This window comes from Ideonella benzenivorans (assembly GCF_020387415.1).
GTDB classification, from domain to species: domain Bacteria; phylum Pseudomonadota; class Gammaproteobacteria; order Burkholderiales; family Burkholderiaceae_C; genus Ideonella; species Ideonella benzenivorans.
This window is the reverse complement of record NZ_JAGWCB010000020.1, coordinates 248,037-263,785: the sequence shown is the minus strand read 5'-3', so window position 1 is coordinate 263,785 and position 15,749 is coordinate 248,037. Positions and strand designations below refer to the sequence as shown.

Genomic DNA, 15,749 nt, shown 5'->3' with positions numbered 1-15,749 from the left:
TGTTTCGTCCGGCCTTGACCCCGGATAATCGCCGCATGACCGCCTCCACCGGCACCCCTGTTTCCCTGCACCGCCGCGCCTGGCGCGACAGCCTGGAGTTGCTGTCCTCGATGCGCTTCGCGATCACGCTGCTGTGCGTGATCTGCATCGCCTCCGTGATCGGCACGGTGGTGAAGCAGAACGAGCCGCTGAACAACTACATCAACCAGTTCGGGCCCTTCTGGGCCGAGGTGTTCAGCCGCTTCCACCTGTTCAATGTCTACAGCGCCCCCTGGTTCCTGCTGATCCTGGGCTTTCTGGTGCTCTCCACCAGCCTGTGCATCGCCCGCAACACGCCCAAGATCCTGAACGACCTGCGCAGCTTCAAGGAGCATGTGCGGGCACAGTCGCTGAAGGCCTTCCACCACAAGGCGGAAGGTGATCTGCCCGGCAACGGGGAGGCCGCGCTGCAGCAGGTCTCGCAGTTGCTGCAGCGCCGGGGCTGGCAGGCCCGCGCCCAGGTGCGCGAGGACGGCACCATGGTCGCGGCCCGCCAGGGCCGGCTCAACAAGGTGGGTTACCTGGCCGCCCACTCGGCCGTGGTGCTGATCTGCCTGGGTGGCCTGTTCGACGGTGACCTGATCGTGCGGGCCCAGATGTGGCTCACCGGCAAGAGCACCTTCGAAGGGGGCGGCTTCATCAAGGATGTCTCGCCGGAGCACCGTCTGCCGCCCGGCAACCCCACCTTCCGCGGCAACCTGCTGGTGCCCGAGGGGGGACGGGCCAACGCCGCCGTGCTGAGCATGCCCGACGGGATCGTGCTGCAGGACCTGGACTTCGACGTGGAACTCAAGAAGTTCATCGTCGAGTACTACGACACCGGCATGCCCAAGCTGTTCGCCAGCAAGATCGTGCTGCACGACCACGACACCGGGGCCAGCACCGAGGCGATGGTCAAGGTCAACGAGCCGGTGTTCCACCGCGGCGTGGCGATCTACCAGAGCAGCTTCGACGACGGCGGCTCGCTGCTGGAGCTCTCGGCCCAACCGCTGGCTGGCAAGGGCCCGCCGCTGGTCCTCAAGGGCCGCATCGGCGACAGCATCCCGCTGACCGGCGGCCAGGACAAGTACACGCTGGAGCTGACCGGGCTGCGCGTGATCAACGTCGAGAACCTGGGCGGCGCCAACCCGGCCGGCGGCACCGATGTGCGCAAGGTGGACCTGGGCGGTGCGCTGGAGAAACACCTGGGCGCCGGCATCAACCCGGACAAGAAGAAGCAGCTGCACAACGTCGGCCCGTCGTTCACCTACAAGCTGCGCGATGCCAGCGGACAGGCGCGCGAATTCCAGAACTACATGCTGCCGCTGGAGATCGATGGCCAGCGCGTCTTCGTGATGGGCGTGCGCGAGGCCTCGGACCAGAACTTCCGCTATCTGCGCATTCCGGTGGACGACCAGAACAGCCTGAACGGCTGGCTGCACCTGCGCAGCGCGCTCAATGACCCGGCGCTGCGAAGCCAGGCCGCCCGCCGCTATGCCGAAAGCGCCACCCCGGCCGATCGGCCCGAGATGCGCGACCAGCTGCGCATCACCGGTGAACGGGCCCTGGCGCTGTTCTCCGGCGCCGAGCGCGCCGCCAAGACTGACGCCGTCCCCGGCGGGCTGGCCGCGCTGAGCCAGTTCATCGAAACCACCGTGCCCGAAGCCGACCGCCAGCGCGTGGCCGACGTGCTGCTGCGCATCCTCAACGGTTCGCTGTTCGAGCTGGAACAAATGGTGCGCCAGGCCGACGGTCTGGCCCCGCTGGCCGCCGACGCCCACACACAGACCTTCATGACGCAGGCCGTGATGGCCCTGTCGGACAGCTATTTCTACCCGGCCCCGCTGATGATGCAGCTCACTGGCTTCAACCAGGTGCAGGCCAGCGTGTTCCAGGTCGCCCGCGCCCCGGGCAAGAAGCTGGTCTACCTGGGCGCCGTGTTGCTGATCCTGGGCGTGTTTGCCATGCTCTACATCCGCGAGCGTCGGCTGTGGATCTGGCTGAGCCCGTCGGGCGAAGGCCGCACCCATGGGCTGATGGCCATGTCGACCCCGCGCCGCACACTGGACATCGACGCCGACTTCAACGCCCTGCGGCAGGACCTGTTCGGCCCGCCCCCCTCCTCTGGAGAACCCACGCCATGACCACCACCACGCTCCCTCTCGGCAAGCCCGGCTGGTTCAGCCAGCGCAGCGCCTATGACTGGCTCTATGCCCTGTGCATCGTGCTGGGTGCCGGCTATGCCTTCCACCGCTACGACGCGTCGATGAACGACTACGAGCACGGCATCTTGCTGGGTGCCGTGCCGGTGCTGATCGGGCTGGGCTGGTTCTGGGGGCCGCTGCGCACGCTGGCCCTGGGGGTGGGGGCCGCGAGCCTGCTGGCCATCTCGCTCTACAACCAGCATCTGGACAACTTCGGCGCCGATCTGGCCGCTGGCGACAAGGTCTTCCTGCTCAAGTACTTCCTGGCCAGCCAGAGCGCCATCATGTGGATGAGCGTGCTCTTCTACATGAGCACCCTCTTCTACTGGATCGGCTTCCTGGACCGCAAGGGCGGCGAGAACGCACTGGGCCTGAAGGTGGGTTCCGGCCTGGCCTGGGCCGCGGTGTTCATGGCCCTGACCGGCACCATGGTGCGCTGGTTCGAGAGCCACCAGATCGGCCCGGACATCGGCCACATCCCGGTCAGCAACCTCTACGAGGTGTTCGTCCTGTTCTGCTGGCTGACCACGCTGTTCTACCTGTACTACGAGGCCCATTACAAGGTGCGCTCGCTGGGTGCCTTCGTGATGCTGGTGGTCAGTGCCGCGGTCGGCTTCCTGCTCTGGTACACGCTGGTGCGCGACGCGCAGGAGATCCAGCCGCTGGTGCCCGCGCTGCAAAGCTGGTGGATGAAACTGCACGTGCCGGCCAACTTCATCGGCTACGGCACCTTCGCACTGGCTGCGATGGTGGGCCTGGCCTGCCTGCTGAAGGAGTCGGCCTCCCGCTCGCTGTGGATCGGCCTGGTGGCGGTGCCCGGGGTGCTGGCCGTGGCCATCGCGGCCTATGCGGCCCTGGCCAGCGCGCCTGACGCTCCGGTCGAGGCCGCCTGGAAGGCGGTCCGCCTGATCGGCGGCACCGCGCTGTTCTTCGCGCTGATGGTGGCGCTGCGCAAGCCCATCAACGCCCGCACGCCGGACCTGACGGTGATGGACGACGTGATGTACCGCGCGATCGCGGTCGGGTTCGCCTTCTTCACCATCGCCACCGTGCTGGGCGCCTTCTGGGCCGCCGAGGCCTGGGGCGGCTACTGGAGCTGGGACCCGAAGGAAACCTGGGCCCTGATCGTCTGGCTGAACTACGCAGCCTGGCTGCACATGCGCATGATGAAGGGGCTGCGCGGCGTGGCCTCGGCCTGGTGGGCGCTCAGCGGTCTGGTGGTGACGACCTTTGCCTTCCTGGGCGTCAACATGTTCCTGTCGGGCCTGCATTCCTACGGCACCCTGTGACCCTGTCCTGAACCCGGAGATCGCGCGATGAGCCAGATGATCGAATTCAAGCGCCCCGACGGCCAGACCGCCCAGGGCTGGATGGTGGAGCCGGCCCAAGCCCAGGGCGCACCCGGCCTGGTGGTGATCCAGGAATGGTGGGGTCTGAACGACCAGATCAAGGGTGTGGCCGAGACCTACGCCGAGGCCGGCTACCGGGTGCTGGTGCCCGACCTCTACCGCGGCCAGGTGACGGTCGAGGCCAAGGAAGCCGAGCACCTGATGAATGGCCTGGATTTCGCCGATGCCGCCAGCCAGGACATCCGCGGCGCGGTGCTGCAGCTGCAGGCCCGCGGCTGCCCCAAGGTGGGCGTGACCGGCTACTGCATGGGCGGTGCGCTGACCCTGCTGTCGACCTGCTTCTCGCCCGAGATCGCCGCCGCGGTGACTTGGTACGGCTTCCCGCCGCTGGAATACATCGACGCCACGAAGATCCGCGCTGCGGTGATGGGCCATTTCGCGACCCAGGACGCCTTCTTCTCCATCACGCAGGTGCCGGCCCTGGAGGCCCAGCTGAAGGCCGCCGGCGTGCCGGTCACCATCCACACCTACGAGGCGATGCACGCCTTCGCCAACGAGACGCAGGTGGACCCGCACCGGGTGCCGACCAACCGCTACGACGCCCAAGCCGCCGCGCTGGCCCTGGAACGCACGCTGGCCTTCCTGAAGCAGCAGTTGGGCTGAACTTGCCGGGCAAGACCCGGTCGTAAGGTGAGCGCGGCAGGCGCGACTCATGGAGACACCCTGCCCGGCGGCACTGCGCCGCCCCTCCTCGAGGACTCACCATGCATCCCCTGAAAGACCGCGGCTACCAACACCCGATCTCCTCCGAGATCACCCCCCGCGAGGCGTGGCAGAGCCGGCGCCAGTGGCTGCAGGCCGCGGCCCTGGCCGGCACCGGCCTGGCAGGCTGGACGGCCCGTGAGGCCCTGGCCCAGCCCGCCAGCCCCCCCGGCAAGCTGCCCCGGCTGGCCGCCACCCGTTCCGGCGTGGCCGGCGCCATCGTGATGGACCGGCCGACCGCCTACGAGGACATCACCCGCTACAACAACTTCTACGAGTTCGGCACCGACAAGGGGGATCCGAACCGCCTGGCCGGCTCGCTCCAGACCCGCCCCTGGACGGTCAGCATCGAAGGCGCGGTGCACAAGCCGCGCAGCTTCGGCATCGACGATCTGCTGAAACTGGCGCCGCTGGAAGACCGCATCTACCGCCTGCGCTGCGTTGAGGGCTGGTCCATGGTCATCCCCTGGGTCGGCTATTCGCTCGCGCAGCTGCTGCGCCAGGTGGAGCCGACCGGCAATGCGAAGTACGTGGAGTTCGTCACCCTGGCCAACCCGGCCCAGATGCCCGGCCTGCGCCGCGGCGTGCTGGACTGGCCCTACCACGAAGGCCTGCGCCTGGACGAGGCGATGCACCCGCTCACCCTGCTGGCCTTCGGCCTGTATGGCGAGGTGCTGCCCAAGCAGAATGGCGCGCCGGTGCGTCTGGTCGTGCCTTGGAAATACGGGTTCAAGAGCGCCAAGAGTCTGGTGAAGATCCGTCTGGTCGAGCAGCAGCCGGTGAGCAGCTGGACCCAGGCGGCACCCAGCGAATACGGCTTCTATTCCAACGTCAACCCGCAGGTGGACCACCCGCGCTGGAGCCAGGCCAGCGAGCGGCGCATCGGCGAGGATGGGCTGTTCGCCCGCAAGCGGCCGACGCTGATGTTCAACGGCTATGAAGCCCAAGTGGGCTCGCTCTACGCAGGCATGGACCTGAAGAAGTACTACTGATGAACCGCTGGCTGTTGCATCCAGCGGCCAAGCCGCTGCTGTGGGTGTTGCTGGCGTGGCCGGCTGCCGGCCTGCTCTGGCAGGGCTGGCACGACACGCTGGGCCCCAACCCCGCCGAGGCCCTGATCCGCGGGCTGGGCGACTGGACCCTGCGCGGGCTGTGCCTGACGCTGCTGGTCACCCCGCTGCGCACCTGGACCGGCTGGCACGCCCTGCTGCGCTGGCGGCGCAACCTGGGCGTGGCCACCTTCCTGTACGGCACGCTGCACTGGCTGGCCTATGCCTGGCTGGACCAGGGGCTGGACTGGAACGCCCTGGTCCATGACGTGGGCAAGCGCCCGTTCATCCTGGTAGGCACCGCCGCTTGGCTGGCCATGTTGCCGCTGGCGGCCACTTCCTTCAATGCCGCCATCCGCGCCATGGGAGGGCGGCGCTGGCAGGACCTTCACAAGGCGGTCTACGGCATCGCGCTGGCCGCGCTGTTGCACTTCTTCTGGGTCAAGGCCGGCAAGAACGATCTGGCCGAGGTCGCGGTCTATGGGCTGGTCATCACCGGGTTGCTGGGCTGGCGTTGGCAGCGCTGGCGCACAGGGATTCAGCCCCCCTAAGACGACATCGCATTCACGCCCTGGAAACAAAGCGCAACGATGAGAATGCGCGCTCATCGTTCGTTTTCGGGCCCCCACCAGGGCGCGAAAACGGTGTGGCCGAAGCGAATGTCCCACCGGATGTCGCGCGGCGCTCCCATGCTGGAAGTTCCAAACCATGCGTCACTTTGCCCTGGGTACCCTCGCTGCGCTGTGGGCCACCGGTAGCCTGGCCGCGCCTGCGGCCTCCCCCCTGTCCGCCCAGTTCAAGTCTGGCGAGCTGCGCGACTACGATGCCGCGCTGCAGGCGCGTCAGGTCGCGGCCCCCACGCTGCGCCAGACCGCCGATGCCCAGGTCTCCCGCTTTGGCTTCCGCAGCCAGTACGACGCGCGCCTGGGCGTCACCTTCCTGTGGGCCAAGAAGGGCCAGAACGTCTCCACGCTGCGCAGCAACCTGAAGGGTCAGGCCCTGCGCGAAGCCACCGCCCGCCACTTCCTGGCGCGCCATGCCCAGGCCCTGGGCCTGACCCAGCGTGCCATCGATGAGGCCCAGCTGTTCGACCAGCAGGACGGCGGCACCGGCCCCGTGATCCAGCGCTTTCGCCAGCGCGTCGGCGGCGTCGAGGTCTTCGGGCGCGACATGAGCGTGCTGATGGATCGCCAGAGCCGTCTGGTGGCCATCTCGGGCTACTTCGCAACCCACACCGACAGCAGCAGCCTGACGGCCACCAAGTTCTCGCTGAGCGAACCCCAGGCCATCGCCAAGGCCTTCGCCAACCTGGGTGGCCGGGTCGGCACGGACTTCACCGCCGGAGCGGCCCAGGGGGCCTACCGCAGCTGGAAGCGCCCCGCGGCCCAGGGCGACTTGCGCCTGGAAAGCGACCCGCGCGTGAAGCCGGTCTACTACGCGCTGGGCAGCCAGATCATCCCGGCCTATTACATCGAACTGTCGGCCGCCACCCGCGACGGCGCCCGCCAGACCGACTTCGGCTACGTTGTTTCGGCGCAGGACGGCAGCGTGCTGTTCCGCAAGGACCTGCGGGCCTACGAGGTCACCTCGCCCTACACCTACCGCATGCTGGCGGACCAGTACGGTGTGCCTTATGACTCGCCGCTGGGCAACGGCATGGCGCCGTTCAAGAAGTTCGACCCGACCAAGTCGATGCCGCGCAAGGACGTGGCCTCGCGCCTGATCACCCAGTCGGCCAGCAGCAAGATCTCCACCCAGGACCCGTGGCTGGCCAATGGCGCCAACACGACCTCGGGCAACAACGTCACGGCCTACCTGGACCTGGCTGCGCCCAACGGCTACTCCGCCCGCCGGGGTGATGTGATGGCCGCCGCCACCGCTGCCAACGCCTTCGACTACCCGCTGCAGGGTGACACCGATCCGAGCACCACCACTGCCAAGAACGCCGCCGTGGTCAACCTGTTCTACATGAACAACTGGCTGCACGACTTCTGGTACGACCACGGCTTCAACGAGGCCGCCGGCAATGCCCAGACCAGCAACTACGGGCGTGGCGGTGTCGAAGGCGACCCCATCCTGGCCGAAGGCCAGGACTACTCGGGCCGCAACAACGCCAACATGTCCACGCCGGCCGACGGCGGTTCGCCGCGCATGCAGATGTACCTGTTCGACGGCCTGATCAAGGGCGAGTTCCGGGTGCTGGACCCGGCCTCGCTGGCCGGCAAGATGACCTTCTCCACCGCCGCCTTCGGTGCAACGAGCTTCGACCTGACCGGCACGCTGCAGCTCGTTGACGACGGCACGGCCCCCACCACCGATGCCTGCACGGCCGTGACCAATGGCGGCGCGCTGGCCGGCAAGATCGCCCTGATCGACCGCGGTGCCTGTGACTTCGTCACCAAGGCCAAGAATGCCCAGAACGCCGGGGCGGCCGCCGTGCTGGTCGTCAACAATGCGGCCGGCTCGCCGATCAGCATGGGCGGCACCGATGCCACCATCACCATCCCGGCGATGATGGTGTCCATGGACGATGGCGCCAAGCTGAAGGCCTCGGCCACGCCAGTGACCGTGCACATGCAGCGTGACCCGGCCATGGACCTGGATGGCACCCTGGACGAAGGCATCATCGCGCACGAGTTCTTCCACTACGTCAGCAACCGGCTGGTGGGCAACGGCAGCGGCCTGTCCAACAACCAGGGCCGGGGCATGGGCGAAGGCTGGAGCGACTTCAACACGATGCTGCTGCAGGTCCGCGCCGACGATGTGCAGGTCAAGACCAACACCAACTGGAACGGCGCTTATGCGGTGGGCAGCTACGTGCTGGGCGACTACTACTTCGGCATCCGCCGCACGCCGTACTCGACCGACTTCGCGAAGAACCCGCTGACCTTCCAGCACATCCAGAACAACGTGGCCCTGCCCACCACCGCGCCGATCGCCTTCGGCCAGGACGGCTCCACCAACGCCGAGGTGCACAACACCGGCGAGATCTGGGCCAACGTGCTGTGGGAGGCCTATGCCGGCTTCCTGCAGGACGGCCGCTACAGCTTCAAGCAGGCCCGCAGCAAGGTGCAGGACTACATCATCGCCGGCCTGAAGATGACGCCCAACGCCCCGACCATGCTGGAAGCCCGCGACGCCATCCTGGCCGTGGCCGATGCCACCGACGACGCCGACTTCATGGTCTGGGCCACGGCCTTTGCCAAGCGCGGCATGGGCCTCGGCGCGGTCGGCCCGGACCGGGCCAGCACCGACAACATCGGGGTGACCGAAAGCTACGTGGTGGCCACGCCGACGCCCTGAGCCCGGCCCCCCCCCGGAAAGCCCGCCCTCCGGCGGGCTTTTTTCTGGCCGCGGCCGGGGATCAGCCCCCCGCGATCAGCCCCGCGATCGTCTGCTCGCTGACGTGCATGGGCAGGGCATGGGCCGACAGCAGTGAGGCCACGGCATGGCTGTCGCGGGAGGTGTCACGCACCAGCGGCGCCCGCCGGGGCTCGCCAGTGGCAGTGGTCAGAATGGCCACCCGCGGGTGGTAGGCCTTCTCGCCATTGCGCACCACGATGCCCATCTCCCCGCTGGCCAGACGCACCACGCTGCCCGGCGGGAAGATACCGAAGGATTTGATCAGCGCACCGGCCAGCGGACTGGTGGCGGCCATCTGGTGCAGCTCGCGCCCGGCCTGGCGGGCACTGATGGCCGGCCGGTCGGCCCGGTCGCTCAGCAGCGCGGTGTAGACATCGGCAAAGCGCAGCATCTCGGCCAGCTCGCTGCTTTCCGAGGTGCCCGCCGGGTAGCCGGAGCCGTCCGGCAGTTCGTGGTGCAGGCGCACCGCGTCCAGCCAGGCGGCATCGGTGATGCCCGCCTCGGACAGCATCTGCACCCCGCGCACAGGATGGTCGTGGATGGCCTCCCGCTGCCGGGCCGTCAGCGGCGAGACCTGGGTCGCCAGCCGGGCCTGCAGGTCGGCCATCGCAATGTTCATCGTCAGCGCCGCCTGGAAGGCCCGCCGCTGGTCATCCGAGTTCCAGCCCAGGAAGTGCGCCGCGGCCTGGCAGGCGGTGGCGGCATGGATGGAATGGTTGATCCCGTAGTGGCCTCCGCCGCCGGGTTGACGCACGATCTGCGCCAGCGCCACCTCGGGCGACTCCTGGATCAGCGCCAGCAACTGGTCCGTGACCCGGTCCACCGCCCCCGCCAGCTGATCCGGCGCCGCACTGAGCACCTGGCGCATGTCGTGGCTGCAGTGGTCCCAGGCGGCAGGCAGCTGGTCCGGGCGCCGTGCGCGGGCGCTGCGACGCACCGGCTGCAGCACGCCGGCCAGTTCCTCGACTTCGACCATGGCCCCGCGGTGGAACAGGTCCTCCAACTGTTGCGTGTCGGCAATGACCTGGCCCCGGGCCAGCAACAGTTGCTGGCTGGCGTCGCGCACGCTGAACGGCAGCGGCTGCCCGAGCTCGATGCAGTTCTGGACGGATGAGAGTGAGCAGACGCGCATGAAGGGAATTGGAGATCGCTCAAGGCCCGGACGTCAGGACGACGGGTTTTCCATGACATCGGCGCCGGCTCGGCCAGCTTGAGGCTGAATCTACCTCAAGGTCAGGGCGGGGTGGCGGGGCCGTCTCAGGCCCGCGCCAGCACCGGCTGCAGTGCCACGCCAGTGGCGGTGCCGGTCTCGACCAGAGTCTCCGGCGTACCGGCGCAGACGATGCGCCCCCCTGCGGAGCCGCCATCCGGTCCCAGGTCGATGACCCAGTCGGCCTCGGCGATCACGTCCAGGTCGTGCTCGATCACCACCACGCTGTGGCCCCCCTTGACCAGGCGGTGCAGCACGTGGATGAGCTTTTCCACGTCGGCCATGTGCAGGCCCACGGTCGGCTCGTCCAGTACATACAGCGTGTGGGGCGCCTTCTGGCCGCGTCGGCCCACCTCGTCGCGCACCTTGGTCAGCTCGGTCACCAGCTTGATGCGCTGGGCCTCGCCGCCCGAGAGCGTCGGGCTGGGCTGGCCCAGGGTCAGGTAGCCCAGGCCCACGTCCTTGAGCAGCTGCAGCGGGTGGGCGATGGACGGCATGCTGGCGAAGAACGCCACCGCCTCGTCCACCTCCATCTTCAGCACGTCGCCGATGTTCTTGCCGCGCCAGGTCACCGCCAGCGTCTCGGGGTTGAAGCGCTGGCCGTGGCAGACGTCGCAAGGTACCTTCACATCGGGCAGGAAGCTCATCTCGATGGTGCGCAGGCCCTGGCCCTCGCAGGCCGGGCAGCGGCCCTGGCCGGTGTTGAAGGAGAAGCGCGCCGCGGTGTAGCCCCGGGCCTTGGCCTCCAGCGTCTCGGTGAAGAGCTTGCGGATCGCGTCCCAGAAGCCGATGTAGGTGGCCGGGCAGGAGCGCGGCGTCTTGCCGATGGGGGTCTGGTCGACCTCCAGCACCCGGTCCACGCCGCCCCAGCCGCTCAGGCGCTGGCAGCCCTGCAGGATGACGGACTGGGCCGCAGCCTCGTCGTTCTTGCGGCCCTTGGCGGCCACCAGCGCGGCCACATTGGCCAGCAGCACGTCGCGCGCCAGCGTGGACTTGCCGGAGCCGGACACGCCGGTGACCGCCACCAGCCGGCCCAGCGGCACGTCCACATCCACCTGCTGCAAGTTGTGCAGGCAGGCGCCGCGCAGCTCCAGGGCCGGCGTGGCGCGGGTGACCTCGCGCCGGGCCTGCAGCGGATGCAGCAGCGGATGGGCCAGGCAGCGGCCGGTCACCGAATCAGGCTGCAGCGCCAACTCGGCCGCCGTGCCCTGGGCGATCAGCCGGCCGCCGCGCTTGCCGGCACCGGGGCCGATGTCGATGATGTGGTCGGCCCGGCGGATGGTGTCCTCGTCGTGCTCCACCACCACCAGGGTGTTGCCGTTCTGGCCCAGCTGGTGCAGCGCGTTGAGCAGGATGCCGTTGTCGCGCGGGTGCAGGCCGATGGTCGGCTCGTCCAGCACATAGCAGACGCCCTGCAGGCTGCTGCCCAGCTGCGCGGCCAGGCGGATGCGCTGGGCCTCGCCGCCCGACAGCGTGGGCGCGGCCCGGTCCAGCGTCAGGTAGCCCAGGCCCACCTCTTCCAGGAAGGCCAGCCGGCCCTGGATCTCGGTGATCACGTCGCGGGCGATGCCCAGCTCACGGGTGCTCAGCTGCCCACCGGCCGTCAGCCCCTCGATCCAGGCCCGGGTCTGGTGGACCGACCACTGGGCCACCTCGTGGATGCCCTCGCCCTGGAAGCTGACCGCCCGCGACATCGGGTTCAGGCGCGCGCCATGGCAGTCCGGGCAGGCCTCGCCGGCCAGGCCTTCGACCTCGGGCTCCTCGCTGGGAAAGCTCTGCTCGCGGCCGCGGTTGTCCTCGTCGCGCACGCTGTCATCGAAGGCCTTGCGCTGCTCGCGGGTGAGCGCCAGGCCGGTGCCCACGCAGCTGGTGCACCAGCCATGCTTGCTGTTGTAGCTGAACATGCGCGGGTCCAGCTCGGGATAGCTGGTGCCGCAGACCGGGCAGGCCCGCTTGGTCGAGAAGACCTTCACCGTGCCGACGCCCAGCGTGGGCTCGCCCTGTTCCAGCGCCTCGGCCAGGCCATCCAGCGGCGCCAGCAGGTGCAGCACGCCCTTGCCCACGTCCAGGGCCTGCGCCAGCAGGCGGCGCAGCGCGGCCTCGTTCTCCGGGCTCACCACCAGGTCGCCCACCGGCAGCTCCAGCGTGTGCTCCTTGAAGCGGTCCAGCCGCGGCCAGGGGTCCACCGGCAGGAACTCGCCATCGACCCGCAGGTGGGTGTGGCCGCGCGCCTTGGCCCACTTGGCCAGGTCGGTGTAGACGCCCTTGCGGTGGACCACCAGCGGCGCCAGCAGGCCGATGTGCTGGCCCTTGTGGTCGCGCAGCAGCTGGGCCGCAATGCTCTCGGCCGATTGCGGCATCACCGGCGCGCCGTCGTGCACGCAGTGCTGCAGGCCCAGCTTGACCCATAAGAGGCGCAGGAAGTGCCAGACCTCGGTGGTGGTGGCCACGGTGGACTTGCGTCCGCCGCGCGAGAGGCGCTGCTCGATGGCGACCGTGGGCGGGATGCCCCAGACCGCGTCCACCTCGGGCCGGCCGGCCGGCTGCACGATGGAGCGGGCATAGGCGTTGAGCGACTCCAGGTAGCGCCGCTGGCCCTCGTTGAACAGGATGTCGAAGGCCAGCGTGCTCTTGCCCGAGCCGGACACGCCGGTGATGACACTGAACTTGCCCCGCGGGATGTCCACGCTGAGCGACTTCAGGTTGTGCTCACGGGCGTTGATGATGCGGATGGCCTCGTCCTCGGCCCGCTGCTCGCGCACCACGCGGCCCAGGTAGCTGCCACTGTCGGCCGCGGTCTTCTCCCCGGCATGCAGGGCGCCGTCGTACTCGCGCAGCGCGGCGCCGGTGTGGGAGGAGGGATGCGCACGCAGGTCCTCCGGCGTGCCCACGGCCACCACCTCGCCGCCGGCCTCGCCGCCCTCGGGGCCCAGGTCGATCAGCCAGTCGGCCGCGCGGATCACGTCCAGGTTGTGCTCGATCACCAGCAGCGAATGGCCGGCGTCCAGCAGCTTGCGCAGCGCGCGCATCAGCTTGGCGATGTCATCGAAGTGCAGGCCGGTGGTCGGCTCGTCGAAGACGAACAGCGTGCCCTTCTTGGCCACCGGCTGGCGTGGCCGGCCCGCCGCCTCGGCCAGGAAGCCGGCCAGCTTCAGGCGCTGGGCCTCGCCACCCGAGAGCGTGGGCACCGGCTGGCCCAGGCGCACATAGTCCAGGCCCACGTCGACGATGGGCTGCAGCTTGGCCACCACCTCACGGTCGCCAGCAAAGCACTGCACCGCCTCGCTGACGGTCAGCTCCAGCGTGTCGGCGATGGACAGCGAACGGCCCAGGCGCTCGATCTTCACGTCCAGGATCTCGGCGCGGTAGCGCGTGCCGTCGCAGTCCGGGCAGCGCAGGTAGACGTCGGAGAGGAACTGCATCTCCACATGCTCGAAGCCCGAGCCGCCGCAGGTCGGGCAGCGCCCGTCGCCGGCGTTGAAGCTGAACATGCCGGCGGTGTACTTGCGCTCCTGCGCCAGCGGGGCCACCGCGAAGAGCTTGCGGATCTCGTCGAAGGCGCCGACATAGCTGGCGGGGTTGGAGCGCGCTGTCTTGCCGATGGGCGACTGGTCCACGAAGGCCACGTCGGCCAGCAGGTCGGCGCCCAGCAGGCGGTCGTGCAGGCCCGGGGTCTCGGTGGCGTGGCCGAAGTGGCGGTTGAGCGCCGGCACCAGCACGTCCTGCACCAGGGTGCTCTTGCCCGAGCCGGACACGCCGGTGACCACGGTGAGCCGCTGCAACGGGAACTCGACCGAGAGGTTCTTCAGGTTGTTCTGCCGCGCGCCTTCCAGGATGAGGCGCGGCGTGCCGGGTTCGACGAAGCGGCGAATGCCCATGCCCACCGACTTGCGCGCGCCCAGGTAGGCGCCGGTCAGGGTGTCGGCCTCACGGGCCTGCTCGGGCGCGCCGTCGAAGACGATCTGCCCGCCCTTCTCGCCCGGGCCGGGGCCCATGTCGATCAGGCGGTCTGCCGCCAGCATCACCGCCGGGTCGTGCTCCACCACCACCAGGGTGTTGCCGGCGTCGCGCAGGCGATGCATGGCCTGGACGATGCGGTTCATGTCGCGCGGGTGCAGGCCGATGGAGGGCTCGTCCAGCACGAACAGGGTGTTGACCAGCGAGGTGCCCAGCGCGGTGGTCAGGTTGATGCGCTGCACCTCGCCGCCCGACAGGGTGCGGCTCTGACGGTCCAGCGTCAGGTAGCCCAGGCCCACGTCGCACAGGTACTTCAGGCGGTGCTGCACCTCTTCGAGCAGCAGCTTGAAGGCCTCGTCGCGCAGCGCATCGGGCAGGGTCAGCCGGTCGAAGAAGCGGCGCAGCCGTTCCAGCGGCAGCAGCATCAGGTCGTGCAGGGACAGACCCGGCAGCGCCTCCAACTGATCGCGGCGCCAGCCCACACCCTGGGGCAGAAAGCGCTTTTCCGGCGGCAGCACGGCGTCGGCATCCGCCTTGGAGCCCACGCGCCAGAGCAGGGCCTCCAGCTTCAGCCGCGCCCCGCCGCAGACGGTGCAGGGGGTGTAGCTGCGGTACTTGGACAAGAGCACCCGGATGTGCATCTTGTAGGACTTGCTCTCCAGGTACTCGAAGAAGCGGCGCACCCCGTACCACTGCTTGTGCCAGTTGCCGGCCCAGTTGGGCGAGCCTTCCAGCACCCAGTCGCGTTGCGCCGGGGTCAGCTGGTTCCAGGCCGTGTCGCGGGGGATGCCGGCATCCCCCGCGTACTTCACCAGATCGTCCTGGCATTCCTTCCAGGCCGGGGTCTGCATCGGCTTGATCGCGCCGTTGCGCAGGGTCTTCTTCTCGTCCGGGATGACCAGACCGAAATCGACCCCGATCACCCGGCCAAAGCCGCGGCAGGTCTCACAGGCGCCGTAGGCGGAGTTGAAGCTGAACAGGGCCGGCTGGGGCTCGCTGTAGCGCAGGTCGCTGTCCGGGCAGTGCAGGCCGGTGCTGAATTTCCAGAGTGCGGGCTCACCCTCCTCGTGCAGGGCATAGACGGTGATCAGGCCCTGGCCGCGCTTGAGGCACAGCTCAATGGCCTCCATCACCCGGACGCGCTCGGCGTTGCCCAGGCGCAGCCGGTCGGCCACCACGTCAAGCAGCTTGTGGTCGCCCGCGACCCGTTCGGCCTGCACCCGGCTGAAGCCACTGGCGGCCAGCCACTGTTCCAGCTGCTCGGCCGTCGTATTGGCCGGCAGCTCGACGGGAAAAGTGAACACCAACCTCGGATCCCCCGCTGCCGCGGCGCGGGCCTGCAGCTCCTGGTAGATGGTCTCCGGGTTGTCGTGCCGCACCGGCAGCGCGGTCTGGCGGTCGAACAGCTGGGCGGCCCGGGCGAACAGCAGCTTCAGGTGGTCGTTCAGCTCGGTCATCGTGCCCACCGTGGAGCGGCTGGTGCGCACCGGGTTGGTCTGGTCGATCGCAATGGCCGGGGGCACGCCCTCGACCTTGTCCACCGCCGGCCGGTCCATGCGGTCCAGGAACTGGCGGGCGTAGGCCGAGAAGGTCTCGACGTAGCGGCGCTGGCCCTCGGCGTAGAGGGTGTCGAACACCAGGCTGGACTTGCCCGAGCCGCTGGGGCCGGTGACCACCGTCATCTCGCCGGTGCGGATGTCCAGGTCCAGGTTCTTGAGGTTGTGCTGGCGGGCGCCGCGGATGTGAATCAGGCCGGAGGACATGACGGAGACGTAGAGGTGGTGCCAAGGGCGGGGATCAACCGCCTATGTTGACACGGGCCACATCCCCAGGGGCG

Annotated in this window: 8 protein-coding genes; 6 read left to right on the top strand and 2 right to left on the bottom strand. The window is 69.0% G+C overall.

Annotated elements, in window-relative coordinates; genetic code table 11:
* Positions 1 to 35 precede the first annotated feature (35 nt).
* The 6 genes from KGA65_RS20000 to KGA65_RS21130 all read left to right on the top strand — a co-directional run bounded on the left by KGA65_RS20000 (position 36) and on the right by KGA65_RS21130 (position 8,685).
* Positions 36 to 2,162 carry a cytochrome c biogenesis protein ResB gene (locus tag KGA65_RS20000; RefSeq protein ID WP_225864884.1) on the top strand — a complete coding sequence of 709 codons (2,127 nt, stop codon included), beginning with the start codon at positions 36 to 38 and terminating at the stop codon, positions 2,160 to 2,162.
* Entirely contained in the window at positions 2,159 to 3,511 is a 1,353-nt protein-coding gene (gene ccsB / locus KGA65_RS19995) for a c-type cytochrome biogenesis protein CcsB (RefSeq protein ID WP_225864883.1), read from the top strand. The genes KGA65_RS20000 and ccsB overlap by 4 nt, the downstream gene beginning before the upstream one ends.
* A 36-nt stretch (positions 3,512 to 3,547) precedes the next feature.
* Positions 3,548 to 4,234: a dienelactone hydrolase family protein gene (locus KGA65_RS19990; RefSeq protein WP_225865012.1), complete on the top strand. Its 687-nt coding sequence runs from the start codon at positions 3,548 to 3,550 to the stop codon at positions 4,232 to 4,234.
* A 101-nt stretch (positions 4,235 to 4,335) separates the two neighbouring features.
* Positions 4,336 to 5,325 (top strand): protein-methionine-sulfoxide reductase catalytic subunit MsrP, encoded by a 990-nt coding sequence (gene msrP / locus KGA65_RS19985; protein ID WP_225864882.1) that lies wholly within the window; start codon positions 4,336 to 4,338, stop codon positions 5,323 to 5,325.
* Complete coding sequence (gene msrQ, locus KGA65_RS19980) at positions 5,325 to 5,933, top strand: protein-methionine-sulfoxide reductase heme-binding subunit MsrQ (protein ID WP_225864881.1); 609 nt, start codon at positions 5,325 to 5,327, stop codon at positions 5,931 to 5,933. The genes msrP and msrQ overlap by 1 nt, the downstream gene beginning before the upstream one ends.
* Before the next feature lie 157 nt (positions 5,934 to 6,090).
* The gene (locus KGA65_RS21130) at positions 6,091 to 8,685 is read left to right on the top strand and encodes a M36 family metallopeptidase (protein WP_310740995.1); all 2,595 of its coding nucleotides are present in this window, start codon (positions 6,091 to 6,093) and stop codon (positions 8,683 to 8,685) included.
* A 61-nt stretch (positions 8,686 to 8,746) separates the two neighbouring features.
* On the opposite strand, the gene KGA65_RS19965 is transcribed toward KGA65_RS21130, so the two are convergent.
* Both KGA65_RS19965 and uvrA read right to left on the bottom strand, forming a co-directional pair.
* Positions 8,747 to 9,877 carry an HD-GYP domain-containing protein gene (locus KGA65_RS19965; protein WP_225864880.1) on the bottom strand — a complete coding sequence of 377 codons (1,131 nt, stop codon included), beginning with the start codon at positions 9,875 to 9,877 and terminating at the stop codon, positions 8,747 to 8,749.
* Between the two features lie 125 nt (positions 9,878 to 10,002).
* The gene (gene uvrA / locus KGA65_RS19960) at positions 10,003 to 15,675 is read right to left on the bottom strand and encodes an excinuclease ABC subunit UvrA (protein WP_225864879.1); all 5,673 of its coding nucleotides are present in this window, start codon (positions 15,673 to 15,675) and stop codon (positions 10,003 to 10,005) included.
* Positions 15,676 to 15,749 lie beyond the last annotated feature (74 nt).